Source organism: Achromobacter xylosoxidans A8 (genome assembly GCF_000165835.1).
Classification (GTDB): Bacteria; Pseudomonadota; Gammaproteobacteria; order Burkholderiales; family Burkholderiaceae_B; genus Achromobacter; species Achromobacter xylosoxidans_B.
In genome coordinates this window covers 5,112,066-5,128,374 of sequence record NC_014640.1, presented here as the reverse complement: position 1 = coordinate 5,128,374, position 16,309 = coordinate 5,112,066, and the positions used below count along the sequence as shown (strand labels likewise).

General features: G+C 67.0%; 15 protein-coding genes. 10 read left to right on the top strand and 5 right to left on the bottom strand.

The window, feature by feature from the left end; all coding sequences use genetic code 11:
- The first annotated feature begins 94 nt into the window (after positions 1-94).
- The 5 genes from AXYL_RS23765 to AXYL_RS23745 all read left to right on the top strand — a co-directional run bounded on the left by AXYL_RS23765 (position 95) and on the right by AXYL_RS23745 (position 5,717).
- Positions 95-1,357, top strand: a complete 1,263-nt coding sequence (locus tag AXYL_RS23765) for a class I SAM-dependent methyltransferase (RefSeq protein ID WP_013395422.1) — start codon at positions 95-97, stop codon at positions 1,355-1,357.
- A 517-nt stretch (positions 1,358-1,874) separates the two neighbouring features.
- Complete coding sequence (locus tag AXYL_RS23760; protein ID WP_013395421.1) at positions 1,875-2,876, top strand: ABC transporter substrate-binding protein; 1,002 nt, start codon at positions 1,875-1,877, stop codon at positions 2,874-2,876.
- Positions 2,877-3,111: 235 nt separating this feature from the next.
- Positions 3,112-3,969, top strand: coding sequence for an ABC transporter permease (locus tag AXYL_RS23755; RefSeq protein ID WP_013395420.1), 858 nt, complete (start codon positions 3,112-3,114; stop codon positions 3,967-3,969).
- Entirely contained in the window at positions 3,966-5,222 is a 1,257-nt protein-coding gene (locus AXYL_RS23750; protein ID WP_013395419.1) for a quaternary amine ABC transporter ATP-binding protein, read from the top strand. Before AXYL_RS23755 ends, AXYL_RS23750 begins: the two co-directional genes overlap by 4 nt.
- Before the next feature lie 120 nt (positions 5,223-5,342).
- Positions 5,343-5,717 (top strand): tautomerase family protein, encoded by a 375-nt coding sequence (locus AXYL_RS23745; protein ID WP_013395418.1) that lies wholly within the window; start codon positions 5,343-5,345, stop codon positions 5,715-5,717.
- 75 nt (positions 5,718-5,792) lie between these two features.
- On the opposite strand, the gene AXYL_RS23740 is transcribed toward AXYL_RS23745, so the two are convergent.
- The 3 genes from AXYL_RS23740 to AXYL_RS23730 form a co-directional block, all read right to left on the bottom strand.
- The gene (locus AXYL_RS23740; RefSeq protein WP_013395417.1) at positions 5,793-6,758 is read right to left on the bottom strand and encodes a Bug family tripartite tricarboxylate transporter substrate binding protein; all 966 of its coding nucleotides are present in this window, start codon (positions 6,756-6,758) and stop codon (positions 5,793-5,795) included.
- Positions 6,759-6,846: 88 nt separating this feature from the next.
- Positions 6,847-7,323 (bottom strand): MaoC family dehydratase, encoded by a 477-nt coding sequence (locus tag AXYL_RS23735; protein WP_013395416.1) that lies wholly within the window; start codon positions 7,321-7,323, stop codon positions 6,847-6,849.
- On the bottom strand, positions 7,320-8,567 hold the full coding sequence (locus AXYL_RS23730; protein ID WP_013395415.1) for a CaiB/BaiF CoA transferase family protein: 1,248 nt from the start codon (positions 8,565-8,567) through the stop codon (positions 7,320-7,322). Before AXYL_RS23730 ends, AXYL_RS23735 begins: the two co-directional genes overlap by 4 nt.
- A gap of 71 nt (positions 8,568-8,638) precedes the next feature.
- Between AXYL_RS23730 and AXYL_RS23725 the strand changes: the two genes are divergently transcribed.
- A complete protein-coding gene (locus AXYL_RS23725) occupies positions 8,639-9,535 on the top strand; it encodes a LysR family transcriptional regulator (protein ID WP_041654206.1) in 897 nt (298 codons plus the stop codon).
- 31 nt (positions 9,536-9,566) lie between these two features.
- Here the strand turns inward: AXYL_RS23725 and AXYL_RS23720 are convergent, their stop codons facing one another.
- On the bottom strand, positions 9,567-10,562 hold the full coding sequence (locus AXYL_RS23720) for a tripartite tricarboxylate transporter substrate binding protein (RefSeq protein WP_013395413.1): 996 nt from the start codon (positions 10,560-10,562) through the stop codon (positions 9,567-9,569).
- 58 nt (positions 10,563-10,620) lie between these two features.
- Positions 10,621-11,790: a CaiB/BaiF CoA transferase family protein gene (locus tag AXYL_RS23715; protein ID WP_013395412.1), complete on the bottom strand. Its 1,170-nt coding sequence runs from the start codon at positions 11,788-11,790 to the stop codon at positions 10,621-10,623.
- A gap of 190 nt (positions 11,791-11,980) precedes the next feature.
- Here AXYL_RS23715 and AXYL_RS23710 point away from each other — a divergent pair, with 190 nt between their 5' ends.
- The 4 genes from AXYL_RS23710 to AXYL_RS23695 all read left to right on the top strand — a co-directional run bounded on the left by AXYL_RS23710 (position 11,981) and on the right by AXYL_RS23695 (position 16,309).
- Positions 11,981-13,000, top strand: coding sequence for an AraC family transcriptional regulator (locus AXYL_RS23710; protein WP_049797954.1), 1,020 nt, complete (start codon positions 11,981-11,983; stop codon positions 12,998-13,000).
- 141 nt (positions 13,001-13,141) lie between these two features.
- On the top strand, positions 13,142-14,674 hold the full coding sequence (locus AXYL_RS23705) for a class I adenylate-forming enzyme family protein (RefSeq protein ID WP_013395410.1): 1,533 nt from the start codon (positions 13,142-13,144) through the stop codon (positions 14,672-14,674).
- A complete protein-coding gene (locus AXYL_RS23700; RefSeq protein ID WP_013395409.1) occupies positions 14,671-15,855 on the top strand; it encodes a lipid-transfer protein in 1,185 nt (394 codons plus the stop codon). The genes AXYL_RS23705 and AXYL_RS23700 overlap by 4 nt, the downstream gene beginning before the upstream one ends.
- Positions 15,856-15,865: 10 nt before the next feature.
- Entirely contained in the window at positions 15,866-16,309 is a 444-nt protein-coding gene (locus AXYL_RS23695) for a MaoC family dehydratase N-terminal domain-containing protein (protein ID WP_013395408.1), read from the top strand.

The window sequence follows — 16,309 nt, the reverse complement described above, 5'->3', positions numbered from 1 at the left end:
AGTGAACGACTGTATCACGGGCAACCTTACAAGCAAATTGCAGGTTTTTTCCGATAAAGTCATTGAGGTCCGTACGTATTCCAGAGGAGTAGCCGTGAATCCTTTGTTGTCTGTTGTGGAACGCAAACTCCAGGCCCTGCCGGTCCCGGTCCAGCTGGTTCTGCCCGACGGCGCCGTGCTGGGGCCGCCCGAACCCCGCGTCCGTTTCGTCACGCACGACAAGACCGCCCTGGCGCACCTGGCCGAAGGCGCGGTGGGCGTGCTGGGCCAGGATTACGTGGAAGGCCGCATCGACATCGAAGGCAATATGCGCGATGTCATGGCCGCGGCATCGGCGCTGTTGCCCGGTTCGCCGGTGGACGCGGCCCGTGGCGGCTGGCTCACTGAGCTGGTGCGCAAGGTGGTATCGGTCTGGCGCCATTCGGTCGAACGCGACGCCAGGCAGATCGAGTTCCACTACGACCTGTCGGACGATTTCTACGCGCTCTGGCTGGATCCGCGCCGGGTCTATTCCTGCGCCTATTACCGCGAGCCGGGCATGACGCTGGCGCAGGCCCAGGAAGCCAAGCTCGACCACATCTGCCGCAAGCTGCGCCTGCGCGAAGGCGAGCGCTTCCTGGACGTGGGCGCGGGCTGGGGCGGCCTGCTGCTGTGGGCGGCCGAGAACTATGGCGTCGACGCCACCGGCATCACGCTGTCGCGCAACCAGCATGCCCATGTCAGCAAGCTGATCCAGGAGAAGGGGCTGGCCGGTCGGGTCCGCATGGAACTGCTCGATTACCGCAAGCTGGACGAATCCGCGCCCTACGACAAGATTGCGTCGGTCGGCATGTTCGAGCACGTGGGCCGGGCCCAGCTCGAAGGCTATTTCGCCAAGCTGCGCCGCCTGCTCAAGCCGGGCGGACTGATCATGAACCATGGCATTACCGCGGCGGGCGTCTACAACGCTGAACTCGGCAATGGCATGGGCGAATTCATCGAGAAATACATCTTCCCGGGCGGCGAGCTGACCCACGTCAGCGTGGTGCTGGAAACCTTGACCAACGGCGGGCTGGAAGAAGTGGACGTGGAAAACCTGCGGCCGCACTACGCGCGCACCCTGTGGGCCTGGAGCGATGCGCTGGAGGCGCGTCTTTCTGAGGCGGCGCGCATCCTGGGCGGCGAGCAGGGCGAACGTTCATTGCGCGCCTACCGGCTGTACCTGGCCGGCTGCGCCATGGGGTTCGAGCATGGCTGGATCGCGCTGCATCAGATCCTGGGCCAGCATCCGGCGACGGGGCGCGCCGACGAACTGGACAATCCGGCGGACCAGGCCTATCCGTGGCGCCGGGACTATATGTATGTAAAGAACGGATAGCGGCCAGCAAGTGTCCATTGGGCGGCCGCCGCCAATCCGAATGGCGGCGGAAATTCGCCCGAAACGCGTCCACGCCCTGGCCGGAACGGCCGTTTCCGGGCCGTTTTGATGGCGCTAAAGCGTGTGGATATGAATTTATTATTAACTGAATGTATCTTTGCTTCTGAATCAAAATCCTCTAGGGAAAATCGCGATTCTGCCCCTGGTCGTTGCGGGTAATCCCGGACCATTTTTTCCGGAAATGTATCTGATTCATTCTGGAGTGGGGTTGGGCTAAGCATCAATTTCGTTTAAGATGCTCGCTTCTTCGTTCAGTTTGTTCACTTTCTGTGGGTTTTCAAAAACTGCGTTTTTGAAGCTCCTGTCTTGCAAGACGACGCACCCTCGCGGACCGTCTTGTTGCTAGTGTCGGTTTGTATTGGCGGTTCTGCCCGTCTTCCGCACAACCCCCTTAGCTCCATGGCACCTCCGGGCCCAAGCCTGGCGTGTGTGCCTGAACCTATGGAGGCAAAAGCCAATGCGTTTTACCCCTGTCAAGACCCTGGCCGCCGCGGCCGTGTTGTTCGCCTTCGCCGGTGCGGCCCAAGCCGCCGATGCCGTTCAGTGCGAAATCAAGCGCCCGGTCAATTTCGGCGCGATGAACTGGGAATCCAATCTGGTCCTGGTTGACGTCGAACGTTTCATCATGGAAAAGGGCTACGGTTGCAAGACCGAAACCCTGCCCACCGAAACCCTGCCCGCCCTGGCCGCGCTGGAGCGCGGCGATCTGGATATCAACACCGAGATCTGGCTGAACAGCGTCGCCGATCCCTGGGACCGCGCCGAGAAGACCGGCAAGGTCAAGCGCATCGGCGACCTCTACATGGGCGCCGAAGGCTGGTACATCCCGCGCTACACGGCCGAACGCCTGCCCGAACTCAAGTCCGCGGCCGACCTGCCGAAGTTCAAGGACAAGTTCAAGGATCCGGAAGAGCCCGGCAAGGGCCGCTTCTACGGCTGCCCGGCAGGCTGGGGCTGCGAAATCACCAGCAACAACCTGTTCCACGCCCTGAAGCTGGACGACTCCTACACGCTGTACTCGCCCGGCACGGGCGCGGCGCAGAAGGCGGCCCTGATGTCGGCCTACAAGCGCAAGCAGAACGTGGTTTTCTACTATTGGTCGCCGACGCCGCTGGTCGGCGCGATGGACCTGGTCAAGCTCGACATGCCGCCCTACGACGCCGAAAAGCACAAGTGCCTGACGTCGCCCAAGTGCGCCAATCCCGAGCCCAGCGCCTATCCCGACAACCCCGTCTTCACGGCGGTGAACACCAAGTTCTCCGAGGAAGCCCCCAAGCTCACCGAATTCCTGTCCAAGGTCTCGGTGCCGCTGCCGGTGATCAATGAAACCCTGGCCCACATGGAAGAGTCCGGCGACGAAGCCAGCGCCGTGGCCAAGTGGTTCCTGAAGAACAAACCCGACGTCTGGACCAAGTGGGTCCCCGCCGACGTCGCCGGGCGCGTCCAAGGCGCGCTGTAACCCGCCATGAGCCTGGCTGCGCGCCCCCGTGGCGCGCGCCGGCCCTCCCTAGGGGCCGGATTCCTTCGCCGGGATGACCGCCGGCCGGGCGTTCGCGCCCGGGCCGTGATGCGCTGGCGCAGCCGGGATGGCCGGCCGTTTTCTAGCTGGAAGCCGCAAGCTTGCGCCGCATTCCCGATCCCGGGGCTGGCGCGGGCGGTCCGCGCGGTGAGTGCGCCAGAATGGAGTAGAACGAATGTTTCCTGAAATTATTCCCGCCCGGCAGGTCCGGGGGGCGATCGACGGCTTTGTCGATCACTTGGTCACCAACTATGCCGACACGCTGGAGACCCTGTCCCAGCCCGTGCTGCATGCCCTGGTGTGGCTGGAGCAGCTGTTGCGCAATTCGCCCTGGTGGGCGGTGGTCGCGGTCACGGTCGCGATCGCCTGGGGCGTCAGCCGCCGCATCGGCCTGAGCCTGGCGATGGGCGCGCTGCTGTGCGTGATTGGCGTGCTGGGCCTGTGGGATGCCGGCATGCAGACGCTGGCGCTGATGATCATGGCGGCCGGCCTGTCGGTGATTATCGGCATTCCGCTGGGCGTGCTGATGGCGCGGATCAACTGGCTGCGCTCCATCATGCTGCCGGTGCTGGACGTGATGCAGACCATGCCCAGCTTCGTGTACCTGATCCCCGTGGTCATGCTGTTCGGCCTGGGCAAGATCCCCGCCATCATCGCCACCGTGATCTACGCCGTGCCGCCGCTGATCCGCCTGACCGACCTGGGCATCCGCCTGGTCGACCGCGAAGTGCTGGAAGCCTCGCGCGCCTTCGGCGCCAATCCGCGCCAGCAGCTGTTCGGCGTGCAGTTGCCGCTGGCCCTGCCCAACATCATGGCCGGCATCAACCAGACCACGATGATGGCGCTGTCGATGGTGGTGATCGCTTCGATGATCGGCGCGCGCGGCCTGGGCTACGAAGTGCTGCTCGGCATCAACCGCCTGGAAGTGGGCCGCGGCCTGCTGGCGGGCTTGGGTATCGTGGTGTTGGCCGTGCTGTTCGACCGGATCACGCAATCGTATGGACAGCGCATGCGCATGGGAGGCCAGCGATGAGCAAGATCGAGGTCAAGAACATCTACAAGGTCTTCGGGCCGCATCCGAAGAAATGGCTGGAAGCCGCCCAGGGCGGCATGAGCAAGGAACAGCTACTGGCCGAAAGCGGCCACACGCTGGGCCTGCGCGACATCAGCCTGTCGATCGAAGAAGGCAGCATCTACGTCATCATGGGCCTGTCGGGTTCCGGCAAGTCCACCTTGATCCGCCACTTCAACCGCCTGATCGAACCCAGCGCCGGCCACATCCTGGTCGACGGCGTGGACGTGGTCAGCCTGAACAAGCGCGACCTGGAAATCTTCCGCCAGAAGAAGATGAGCATGGTGTTCCAGCGCTTCGGCCTGTTCCCGCACCGCACGGTGCTGGACAATGCCGCCTACGGTCTCACGGTGCAGGGCGTGGGCCGTGCCGAACGCGAAAAGCGCGCCCGCGAATGGCTGGACCAGGTGGGCCTGTCGGGCTTCGAGAACCAGTATCCGCACCAGCTGTCGGGCGGCATGCAGCAGCGCGTCGGCCTGGCGCGGGCGCTGGCCACCGATGCCGAAATCCTGCTGATGGACGAAGCCTTCTCGGCGCTGGATCCGCTGATCCGCCGCGAGATGCAGGACCAGCTGCTGCAATTGCAGGCCAAGCTCAACAAGACCATCGTCTTCATCACCCACGACCTGGACGAGGCGCTGCGCCTGGGCAATCGCATCGCCATCCTCAAAGACGGCGAACTGGTGCAGGAAGGCACGCCGGAAGACATCCTGTTGAACCCGGCCAACGACTACGTGCAGTCGTTCCTGCAAGACGTGAACCGCACCAAGGTGCTCAACGCCACGCATGCCGTGAACCCGGCGCGCCTGACTTTGACCATGCGTTCGCGTCCCGCCCACGCCATGGACCGCATGCGTGCGCTGAGCTACGAGTACGCGCCGGTGCTGGATGGCAAGCGGCTGGCGGGCGTGCTGACCGCGGAGGCCGCCACGCGCGCCATCGAGGAAGGCGCGCGCGATATCTCGCGCTACGTCGAGGACCTGGCTTCGGTGCCGGCCACGGCGGGCTTGGGCGAGGTGCTGGCCCAGCTGGTGCACAGCGACCAGCCGGTCGCGGTGACCGGCGAGGACGACGAGTTCATCGGCATGCTGTCGCGCAAGAAGGTCGTGGAACTGGTGACGCCGGCCCTGGCGGAAACCGCGCCGGCGGAAGCTGCCGCGGCCACCGAGGCGCAAGAGCAGCCCGAGCTCGAGCGCCGCGATCAGGCGGCCTGACAGGGAGAAACCCTAATCCGTATCGAGGCCGCTTGGCCGTTTGCGCGGCTCCGATACGGATATGATGGTTTGCCGGCCGCCTGGGCCGGTTTCTCCTTTTTCGGAACATCGGAATCCGTCATGCCTATTTTGAATGTCCAGATCATGGCAGGCCACACGGCCGCCCAGAAGGCCGCTCTGTTGCAGGCCGCGTCCAACGCCGTCGTCGAAAGCATCGCGGCGCCGCTGCCCAGCGTGCGCATCGTGCTGCAGGAAGTGGCGGCCGAGCACGTGATCGTGGGCGGCGAAATCGGCAAGGCCATGGCTCGCGTCGACGTGGCGCTGATCTCCGGCCGCGACGAGGCCAAGAAGGCCGCGCTGATCGCGGCCCTGAACCAGGCCGTGTGCGCCAGCATCGGCATCTCGGGCCAGGACGTGCGCGTGCTGCTGCGCGACGTGCCCAATACCGACATGGGCGCGGCCAACGGCATCACCGCCAAGGCCAACGGCCGCTGAGTTTTTCAGCCGGTTCCGCAGTCTCAGCAAAACGCCCGCGACTTGCGGGCGTTTTGCATCCACCTTCGGCGGCCTTTAGTCCAGCTTGACGTTGGCCTCCTTCACCACTTCTCCCCAACGCGCGATTTCGCTCTTGATGTAGGTCGCGTACTCCTGGGGCGTGGAGCCCAGCGCTTGCGCGCCCTGCGCCTTGAGCTGTTTGGTCATTTCGGGCGATTGCAGCGCGCGGCGGATCTCGGCGTTCAGCTTGTCTATGATCGGCGCCGGCGTGCCTGCCGGCACCACCACGCCTTGCCAGGCGCCCATCTCGAATCCAGGCACCACGGTTTCCGCCACCGTCGGCACTTCGGGCAATTGTTCGCTGCGCGTGCCGCTGGTCACGGCCAGCGCGCGCAGCTTGCCTTCGCGGATGAAGCCGAGCGAATCGTTCAGCGTATTGGTCATGAGCTGCACCTGTCCGCCGACCAGATCCGTCATGGCCGGCGCGCTGCCGCGGTACGGCACATGCACCGCGTCGATCTGCAGCGAACGCATTAGTAAAAGGGCGCCCAGGTGCGTGACGTTGCCGGCGCCGGCCGAACCATACGACAGCTTGCCGGGATGCTCGCGCGCGTACTGCACGAACGCGCGGGTGTCTGGCGCCGGCACGGACGGATGCACCAGCAGCACCAGCGGGATCACTGCCGTGGACGATACCGGCGCGAAGTCCTTGACCGGGTCGAAGGCCAGCGACCGGTACAGATTGGGACTGAGCGCGATGGAGGACGTGTTGTACAGCACGGTGTAGCCATCGGGCTTGGCGGCCGCCGCGTACTGCATGCCGATATTGCCGTTGGCGCCGCCCTTGTTCTCGACCACGACGGTCTGGCCCAGCTGGTCCGTCAACTGCTTGGCCAGCACCCGCGCCACCAGGTCGGTCGGCCCGCCGGGCGGGAAGGGCACCACCATGGTGATGGGGCGCTCGGGCCAGGCGGCCTGGGCGCTTGCGGCGCCTGCCAGCGCCAGGATGGCGAGGCTGCCTGCCAGCAGTGCTTTCTTCATCTTTTGTCTCCTTGTGCTGTCTTGGCGACGCGAACCGCGTCCAGCCGCCGGCCCCCTCTGCGGGGAGGCTTGGCCGTCTGATGAACTTTCAGGGCCTGCCGGCCAGCATGCGCGTGGCCGTGTAGGCCATCACCGGCTTGCCGTGCTGATTGCGGACTTCGATGGCGGACGCGACCACCGCCCGGTTGTGCTGCGAGGTGGGGCGTATGCCCGTGACTTCGATCTCGGCCCAGATGGTGTCGCCCGCGACCACCGGCGCCAGCATTTTCTTGTGGACCTCCAGCAGCGCCAGCCCGGTGCCTTGCACCATGCCCTGCATGATCAGGCCTTCGATCAGGCCGTAGGTCAGCGCGCCGGGGGCGGGGCGTCCCTGGATGGCGCCGTGCGCATAGGTGGCGTCGATGAAGATCGTTTCCAGCATGCCGGTCACGCTGATGAAATTCACGATGTCGGTTTCGGTCACCGTGCGGCGGAATGTGTGGAAGCGCTGGCCCACGGCCAGGTCCTGCCAGTAGTAGCCGTGGCCTAGCTGCTTGATATCGACGGCGTTGCGGTCTGCGGTCATGCGGGGTCCTTGCTGTGGGTCTGGGTTGAGAAAAGCGCGTCGCGGGCGGCGCCCGATTCCAGAAGCGTGGAGATTAGGGTTTCGTCCAGGCCGGCCTGGCGCAGCACGTCCAGCGTGTGCTCGCCCAGGCGCGGCGGCATGGCGGCTGGCACGTGGGAGTGCTGCAGGCGCACGGGGTTGCGGGGAAAGCGGTAGCGGCTGCCCGAGGCGCTTTCGAGCGGCTCGAAGAAGTCCACGCTTTGCAGGTGCGGATCGGCCTCCAGGTCCTGCAGGCGGTTGACGCGCGCGGCGGGGATTTCCAACCGTTCGCACAGCGCCAGCCAGTAGGCGGTATCGCGTGCGGCCACGATGCCGGCCTGCAGTTCGTACAGCGTCTCGATATGCCGCGTGCGCGACGCGATGTCGGCAAAGCGCGCGTCCTCTGCCAGGTCGGGGCGTTCCGCCGCAAGGAAGAAGTCGCGCCAGTGGGCGTCGGTGTAGGGCATCAGGCAGACATGGCCATCGGCGGTCTGGCACGGCCTGCGCCAGGGCGTGAGCACGCGCGGATATCCCGCCTCGCCGGGCTGGTCGGCCAGGTGCCTGCCGTAGTAATGCTCGACCAGCGCGTAGGACGCCATGCTCTCGAACATGGGGACCTCCAGTTGTTGTCCCGCGCCGCTGCGCTCGCGCTGGAACAGGGCGGCCAGGATGGCGTGCGCCGCGACCAGGCCGCAAGTCTTGTCGGCCGCCACGGTAGGCAGGTAGCGCGGCGCGCCGGTCTGGCGGTCGACCAGATCGGCCAGGCCCGACAGGCCCTGGATGATGTCATCATAAGCAGGCCGGCCGTCGTAGGCGCCGCCCGCGCCGAAGCCGTACAGGCCGGCATAGACCAGGCGTGGATTGCGTGCGCAGAGCGTATCCGGGCCCAATCCCAGCGCCGCCATCTTGGCCGGGCGCATGCTGTGCATCAGCACGTCGGCCTGGTCCACCATCGTCAAGAGCGCCTGCCGTGCCGCGGCCTGCTTCAGGTCCAGCACGATGCTGCGCTTGTTGCGGTTCAGGCCCAGGAACATAGCGGCCAGCCCGGGTTCCTGGGCGGGGCCGGTATGGCGCGTGGAATCGCCCGCGGGCGCTTCCACCTTGATTACGTCGGCGCCATAGTCGGCCAGTATCTGCGACGCATAGGGGCCGAACACCACCGACGTCAGGTCCAGGATGTGCACGCCGCCCAGCGCACTGGTTCGGGATAGGGGAGAGGCTGTCATGGCAGGAATCCTATCGGCCAGCCGCATACACGTCTAATATGGCGTAGGTATTGGGCGATATGGAATTTGTTATGGCTATCGATTTACGGCAGCTCCGGCAGTTCGTCACCATCGCGGAGCTGGGCAGCTACCGACGGGCCGCCGATACGCTGCATATCGCGCAACCGGCGCTATCGGTCTCGATCCAGAAACTGGAACATGCGGTGGGCGTGCCGCTGCTGGTGCGCGGCGCCAAGGGCGTGACGACTACGCCTGCGGGGCAGGCGCTGATGGCGGACGCCCGCCGCGCGCTGTTCCACGCCGAGCAGGCGCGCCAGGCCGCCCGCCGCGTGGCGCTGGGCGAATGGGGCACGCTGCGGCTGGGCTTCGTCGGCTCGGCCACCTACATGCTGCTGCCGCGTCATTTGCCGGCCTTCCGCGCGCAGTATCCGGATGTGCAGCTGGACCTGCGCGAGGACAGCACGGTCGGCCTGGTGGCGATGCTGCGCGCCAACGATATCGACGCCGGCCTGGTGCGCGGCCCCCTGGCGGAAGACGCGGCGCTGGATTCCTGGGTGGTGGAGCGCGACGACCTCATCCTGGCCGTGCCGGCGGGACATCCGCTGGCCGCGGGCGGGCCGGTCAGCCTGCAGCGGGCCCGCGCCGAAAGCTTCGTGCTGTACTCGCCGTTGAAGGTGCCGGGCCTGCACGGCGTGGCGCAGGCGCTATGCCTGAAGGCGGGCTTCTCGCCGCGCATCAGCCAGGAGGCGATACAGGTGCAGACGCTGATCAGCCTGGTGGCCAGCGGCATGGGGTTGGCGCTGGTACCTGGGGTGACGCGGGCATACTCGACCCCGCACGTGGCCTTCGTGCCGCTGACCGACGCCGATGCGCATGATGCGTTGTCCTTGTCGCTGGTGACGCATCGCGACACTTCCTGCGCATCGGTGCTGCGCTTGCGGGACTGCATGCTGCACCCCACCGCCTGAGGACGCCGACGGCAGCGCGCGCTCCAAGCCGTCACTGCATCTTCAGGCCCAGCTCGGCCACGAACTTTTTCTCTTCCGCCACCTGCCGGATCGCAAAGTCGGTATAGGCGGCGCTATCCATCAGCATGTGGGGCTGGTCGGCGGTTTCCAGCGCGCGGTTGTACTCCGGGTCGCTGGACGCGCGATGAAAGGCCTGCTGCAAGACGCGCGTCACCTCGGGATCCATGCCTTTCGGACCGGCGATGCCGACCGGGTTGGCCGTGACGATGGGGTAGCCCAGCTCCGTCAGCGTGGGCACGTCTGGCACGCGCTTGGCGCGGGCCTCGCCCAGCACCGCCAGCAGGCGGGCCTTGCCGGTGTCTATCATCGGTCCCCAGCCCGCGTCCGAGACCATCTGGATATGGCCGCCCAGCAGCGCGGTGGTTTCCTCGGCCGCGCCCTTGTATGGGATGAAGTTGAAGCGCGTATTCGTCAGCCGCGACAGGCGTTCGATCGCGATGCGTCCCGAACCGCCCGTGCCGGTGCCGCCGTAGCTGATCTTGTCGGGATGGGCGCGCGCGTCGGCGATCAGTTCGTCCAGCGTGCGCCAGGGGGCGTCCTCGCGCACCACGATGGCATAGGAGTAGGCCGTCATGCAGGCGACGTAGGTGAAGTCCTTGATCGGGTCATAGTTGACCTGCTGTAGGAAGGGATAGCGGAACAGCGTGCCCACCACCACCGACACCGTATAGCCGTCCGGCGCGGCGGTATGCGCCATGGCCGCGGGACCGAGCGTGCCGCCGGCGCCCGGCCGGTTGGCGATGACGACGGTCTGGCCCAGTTCGCGCGAGGCCGCGACCGCCAGCGCGCGCATCTGGGTGTCCGTCGCACCGCCCGCGGGGAACGGCACGATGAGCGTGACGGGGCGGGCCGGGAAGCCTGCGGCGCGGGCCGGTCGCTGCAGGGCCAGTGCGGCAGGCAGGGCCGCGCTCAGCTTGAGCAGGCTGCGGCGTCGCGGCGAGGGGGGGCTGCGATGAGGATCGTTCATGGATGTCTCCGTCCTGGTTATGGGTACTGCAGGTGTCGGGTGGGCTGGCCGTATGTGCCTACAGCGCAATGCCACGTCCGATCAGGCTGGCGACGTCGGGCTCGCTGTAGCCGGCCTCGCGCAGGATCTGATTGCTGTGTTCGCCCGGCAGCGGGGCCTGGCGGTGGATGGCGAACTGGAAGCCCGACATCTTCACCGGGCTGGCGACCTGGGCATGGCGGCCATAGGCCGGGTGCTCGGTTTGCAGCGGCAGGCCGCGGGCGACGAACTGTGGATGCTCCAGGCTTTCCGCCAGCTTGAGCACGGGCGACACGCAGCAGTCGGCGTCTTCCAGCAACGCCAGCCAGTGCGCCAGCGGCCGCGTGCCGAACAGCTGTTGCAGCTCGCTGCGCACGCGCGCCTGCTGCGTCGCGTCGCCGTTGCGGTGCAGCGGCGCCAGGTCGGGGCGTTCCAGCCGCCGGCACAGCGTTTCCCAGAACTTGGGCTCCAGCGCGGCGACCGCCAGATAGCGCCCGTCCGCGGCGCGGTACTGGCCATAGCAGGCCAGTCCGCCCGACAAGGTATCGGCGCCCGCCGGGCGCGTGTCGCCGCGGGCGTTGAGCGTGGCCAGCGGCACCACGGCGGCGGCCAGCAGGCCGTCGGCGATGGCGATATCGATATAACGTCCGCGCCCGCTGCGCTGGGCGTCGTACAGCGCGGCCAATATGCCCATCACCGCGGTGAGCGAGCCTCCAAGAATGTCGGCCACCGGCAGGTTGGACAACGCCGGCAGATCGGGCCCGCAGCCCATCTGGTCGGCGACGCCGGCGCAGGCGGCATAGTTCAGGTCATGGCCGGCGGCGTCGCGCTGCGGGCCGTCCTGTCCGTAGCCGGTGATGCTGCAGTAGACCAGCCGGGGGTTGTGCCGCGCCAGGGTGGGGTAGTCGGCCTGCAGCCGCGCGGCCACGCCGGGCCGGAAGCTCTCGATCACCACGTCGGCGCCGCGCGCCAGCGCGGCCAGCGCCGCCTGTCCTTCGGGATGCTTGAGATCCAGCCGCAGCCCGCGCTTGTTGCGGTTGCAGAGGGCGCGCAGCGGCGCGGGCGCATAGTCGCCCGCCTGCGTGTCTTCGATCTTGATCACATCGGCGCCGAGGTCGGCCAGGTACTGCGCACCCAGCGGGCCGGGCAGGAGCCGCGACAGGTCCAGGATCCTGACGCCTGCGAGCGGAGCGGTGTTCGGCGTATCCAAAGAGGGACTCCCGTAAATACGAAGTGGCATGCCCGCCAGGGGCTCGGCCCAGTCTAGGCGCGGCTTTGCGGCCCACCAATGGCGGATTCGCTGATTCCGCTTGGCGGGAATGCTCACGCCAGCCATTCCTGCGCGCGCGGGCTTTGGCTACCATCGATCCATCGGCGTACGCCAGCCGCAGGATTCGCTCATGACCCATCACACCATCGCCGTGGGGCATATCGCCCAGATCCTGCAAGGCGCGCGCAGCCGGGGCGTGGACGTGGACCGGGTGCTGATGCGCGCCGGCGTGCCGCCGACCCTGCTGCAGGCGCCGATGGCGCGGGTTTCGCAGGCGCAGCTGGCGCAGATAATGCGGGTGTTGCGCCGCGCCACCCGGGACGACTTCCTCGGCATGGGCCAGCATCCCGTTCCCATGGGGGCGTTCGATCATGCCTGCCGGCTCGCGCTGCACGAAGGCACGGTGGGGCAGGCCTTGCGCGTGGCATTCCGCTACTACCACGGCGTGCTGCCCGACTTCACCGCCCGCTTGTGCGTCAGCGGCGAGCGCGCGCGCATCGTGCTCGACTCGCGCGGCCCCAGCAGCTGTACGCGCTGGTATGGCGAGCGCAGCTTTCTGTTTTTCACGCTGGGCGTGGCCAACTGGCTGGCCGCGCGGCGCATTCCCATCCTGGGCGTGGACTACAGCAGCGGCGCCCGCAGCGTCGATGCGCACAGGCTGTTCTATGCGCCCGTGCGCTATGGCCAGCCCGTGACCGGCCTGTGGCTGGAGTCGCGCTGGCTGGCCCTGCCTGTAGTCCAGAACGCGCAGACGCTCAAGCCGTTCCTGGCCAATGCGCCGTTCGACCTGCTGGTGAAGTACCACGACCGCACCACCCTGACCGACCGCATCCGGCGCCTGCTGCGTAACGATCTTGCCAAGGAATTGCCGTCATTGGCCCAGGTCAGCGCGCAGCTCGCGATGACGCCGCAAACGCTGCGGCGACATCTGCGCGAGGAGGGCCAGGGCTTTCAAGCCTTGAAGGACGATCTGCGGCGCGATGCCGCCGTCGAATACCTGGCACGGCACGATCTATCCCTGATGGAAATTGCCGGGCGCCTGGGCTTTTCCGAACCCAGCACCTTCCACCGCGCCTTCAAGAAATGGACCGGCGTATCGCCGGGCGAGTACCGCCGCAACCGCCTGGTCTGCGGTCCCGCGGGCCGCTGACACTTTTCGCCTATCGGTTTGACGCCTGCGGCCATTGCCGCGATCCGGCCTCAAGGGAGAAGCTAGGGACATCGCGACGAAGGCATGCGATGCCGGACCGGAAACCGCCCAAACCCACGCGTGCCGCAGGAGACAAGCACCATGTATCTGACACAAGGTCTGCATCGCGCAGGCCGGCTGCACCCCGCAAAGATCGCGCTGCGCGAAGACGCGAGGCGTTGGACCTACGCAGGGTTGATCGATTGGGCCGCGCGCAAGGCTGCCGTGCTGCGCGACCATGGCGTGCTGCCGGGCGATCGTGTGGCCTTCTGGAGCGCCAACGGCGCGGACTATGTGTCGTGGATCCTGGCGTGCTGGTGGCTGGGCGCGGCGGTGGTGCCGCTGAACACGCGCTGGAGCGGCGCAGAGCTTGCGCAAGCGCTGGCCGATTGCAGCCCGCGCCTGCTGCTGGTGGACGAGACGATGGCGCCGCGCATGGCCGCCATCGACATGCCCGCCGGCGCGGAACCGCTATCTGCCGAGGTCCTGGAAGCCCACGCCACCGCGGCGGTGGCGCAGGAGGACGTCCGCGCGGGCGGCGACACGCTGGCCGCGATTCTCTTTACCGGCGGCACGACCGGCGCGCCCAAGGGCGCCATGCTGACCCACGCAAACCTGTGGAGCGCCGCGGTGGCCAGGATGGCCACCGTCCCGACGTCGCCCGACAGCCATACCTTGCTGGTCGCGCCGCTTTTTCATGTGGCCGGCTTGGGGCGGCTGATCGGACAATTTGTCGCGGGCGCATCGGTGGCGATACCGCGCGGCTTCCAGCCCCGCGCGGTGCTGCAGGCTCTGCAGGACGATGGCGTAACCGAGGTGCTGCTGGTACCCAGCATGATCCAGATGCTGCTGGATGAGCCTGGGTTCGCGCAATATTGGCTGGGCGGCGTGCAGCGCGTGATCTGGGGCGCGTCGCCGATTTCCCGGGCCTTGCTCGACCGCGCGCTGGCGGCCTTTCCGCAAGCAGAATTCGTGCATGCGTACGGCATGACGGAAACCGCCGCCACCGTGGCCATCAATGCCGAGGTGCGCGAGGGCGGCGCGCGCACCGAATCGGCGGGGCGGCCAGCTATCGGCGTGGAAACGCGCATTCTCGCGCCCGACGGCAGCGAGGCGGCGCCAGGCGCCGTCGGCGAACTGGCGGTGCGCGGACCCATGGTGATGCAGGGCTACTGGAACCGGCCCGAGGAAACGCAACGCGCATTCGACCACGGCTGGTTGTTGACGGGCGACGCGGCCCGTCAGGACGAAGACGGCTATCTGTACATCGTGGACCGGCTCAAGGACATGATCGTCAGCGGCGGCGAAAACATCTACGGGGCCGAAGTGGAAGGCGTGCTGGCCCGCCATCCGCTGGTGGCGCGTTGCGCGGTCATCGGGGTGGTGCACGCCCGCTGGGGCGAGGCGGTGCATGCCGTGATCGTGCCACGTCCCGGCATGGGGGTGGATGCGGACTCCCTGGACAGGCATTGCCGCCAGCTGCTGGCCGCCTTCAAGTGTCCCAAGACCTATGAGTTCCTCAACGAGTTGCCCATGTCGGCAGCGGGCAAAGTGCTGAAGTCCGCGCTGCGACAGAACCATGAATCCAGGAGCGCGGCTGTGGCCGCGCCCGCTCATCAGGAGAATCAGGCATGAATCGGAAAGTATGGGTTGCAGGGGTAGGCATGATCCCATTCAGCAAGCCCGGCGCCAGCGAGGCATATACCGTGATGGGCGCGCGCGCCGTGCGCGAGGCATTGCGGGATGCCGGACTGCAATACGACGCGGTCCAGCAGGCCTACGCGGGTTACGTCTACGGCGATTCGACTGCCGGACAGGCAGTGGTCTATGGCGTGGGGCTGAGCGGTATTCCGGTATTCAACGTCAATAACAATTGCGCGACCGGTTCCTCGGCGCTGTTCCTGGCGCGCCAGGCCGTGGAAAGCGGCGCGGTGGAGTGCGCGCTGGCGGTGGGCTTCGAGCAGATGGTGCCCGGCGCGCTGAAGAGCGTGTATGAGGATCGTCCTTTGCCCTTGCACGATTTCATCTCGGTGATGACCGAAATGCAAGGTTATGACACGGCCAAGCCGCGCGCGGCCCAGTTCTTCGGCGGCGCGGGCCGCGACTACATGAAGGAACACGGCATCGGCGCCGACATCTTCGCGCGCATCGCGGTTAAGGCACGCCAGCATGCCGCGCGCAACCCCTACGCGGTGTTCCGCCAGACGGTCACGCTGGACGAGGTGCTGGCCGCGCCCATGATCTTCGATCCCCTGACGCGCCTGCAATGCTGCCCGCCCACTTGCGGCGCGGCGGCCGCCGTCCTGTGCTCGGACGAGTTCGCCCGCCGCCACGGCCTCGCACCCGCCGTGAGCATCGCCGCGCAGGCCATGACGACAGACACTCCGTCCACCTTCGGCGCAGGCGACATGCGCAAGGTCGTGGGCTTTGACATGACGCGTGCCGCCGTCGACCAGGTGTATGAAGCTGCGGGCATCGGCCCCGACGATGTGGACGTGGTGGAACTGCACGACTGCTTCACCGCCAACGAGCTGATCACCTACGAGGGCCTGCGCCTGACGCCGGAGGGCACCGCCGAGAAGTTCATCCTCGACGGCGACAACACCTATGGCGGCAAGGTCGTGACCAATCCGTCCGGCGGCTTGCTGTCCAAGGGCCATCCGCTGGGCGCTACCGGACTGGCGCAATGCACCGAGCTGGTGTGGCAACTGCGCGGCCAGGCGGATCTGCGCCAGGTCGAGGGCGCCAGGCTGGCGCTGCAACACAACCTGGGACTGGGCGGCGCCTGCGTCGTGACGCTGTACCAGGCCGCTTGAGGAGAACGTCATGCTGGATACCAGTCATATTGGCGCCGTCTTGCCGGCGTTCAACGCGACCGTGGAGGCGGGCCGTCTGCGCTTTTTCGCCCAGGCTACCGGACAGGACGACCCGGTCTACATCGACGAGGCCGCCGCGCGTGCGGCCGGACACCCGGGATTGCCGGTGCCGCCGACCTTCCTCTTCTGCCTGGAGATGGCCAGTCCCCGTCCTGCCGCCATGCGTGAGCTATTGGGCATCGACATCGCCCGGGTGCTGCACGGCGAGCAGGCTTTCGTTTACCACGCCATGGCGCATGCCGGCGACGAACTGCGCTTCGAACCGCGCATCGCCGACATCTACGCCAAGAAGGGCGGCGCGCTGGAATTCGTCGTGCGCGAAACCCGGGTGACCGACGCCGCCGGGCGCCTGGTCGCCGAACTGCGCGCGACCACGGTCGTGCGCAATGCCTGA

What these genes read in the sequence shown, in the direction of transcription:
- AXYL_RS23695 (WP_013395408.1), top strand. Translation starts at nt 15,866, where the DNA reads ATGCTGGATACCAGTCATATTGGCGCCGTCTTGCCGGCGTTCAACGCG.
- AXYL_RS23725 (WP_041654206.1), top strand. Translation starts at nt 8,639, where the DNA reads ATGGCTATCGATTTACGGCAGCTCCGGCAGTTCGTCACCATCGCGGAG.
- AXYL_RS23755 (WP_013395420.1), top strand. Translation starts at nt 3,112, where the DNA reads ATGTTTCCTGAAATTATTCCCGCCCGGCAGGTCCGGGGGGCGATCGAC.
- AXYL_RS23705 (WP_013395410.1), top strand. Translation starts at nt 13,142, where the DNA reads ATGTATCTGACACAAGGTCTGCATCGCGCAGGCCGGCTGCACCCCGCA.
- AXYL_RS23760 (WP_013395421.1), top strand. Translation starts at nt 1,875, where the DNA reads ATGCGTTTTACCCCTGTCAAGACCCTGGCCGCCGCGGCCGTGTTGTTC.
- AXYL_RS23700 (WP_013395409.1), top strand. Translation starts at nt 14,671, where the DNA reads ATGAATCGGAAAGTATGGGTTGCAGGGGTAGGCATGATCCCATTCAGC.
- AXYL_RS23740 (WP_013395417.1), bottom strand. Translation starts at nt 6,758, where the DNA reads ATGAAGAAAGCACTGCTGGCAGGCAGCCTCGCCATCCTGGCGCTGGCA.
- AXYL_RS23710 (WP_049797954.1), top strand. Translation starts at nt 11,981, where the DNA reads ATGACCCATCACACCATCGCCGTGGGGCATATCGCCCAGATCCTGCAA.
- AXYL_RS23735 (WP_013395416.1), bottom strand. Translation starts at nt 7,323, where the DNA reads ATGACCGCAGACCGCAACGCCGTCGATATCAAGCAGCTAGGCCACGGC.
- AXYL_RS23745 (WP_013395418.1), top strand. Translation starts at nt 5,343, where the DNA reads ATGCCTATTTTGAATGTCCAGATCATGGCAGGCCACACGGCCGCCCAG.
- AXYL_RS23720 (WP_013395413.1), bottom strand. Translation starts at nt 10,562, where the DNA reads ATGAACGATCCTCATCGCAGCCCCCCCTCGCCGCGACGCCGCAGCCTG.
- AXYL_RS23730 (WP_013395415.1), bottom strand. Translation starts at nt 8,567, where the DNA reads ATGACAGCCTCTCCCCTATCCCGAACCAGTGCGCTGGGCGGCGTGCAC.
- AXYL_RS23750 (WP_013395419.1), top strand. Translation starts at nt 3,966, where the DNA reads ATGAGCAAGATCGAGGTCAAGAACATCTACAAGGTCTTCGGGCCGCAT.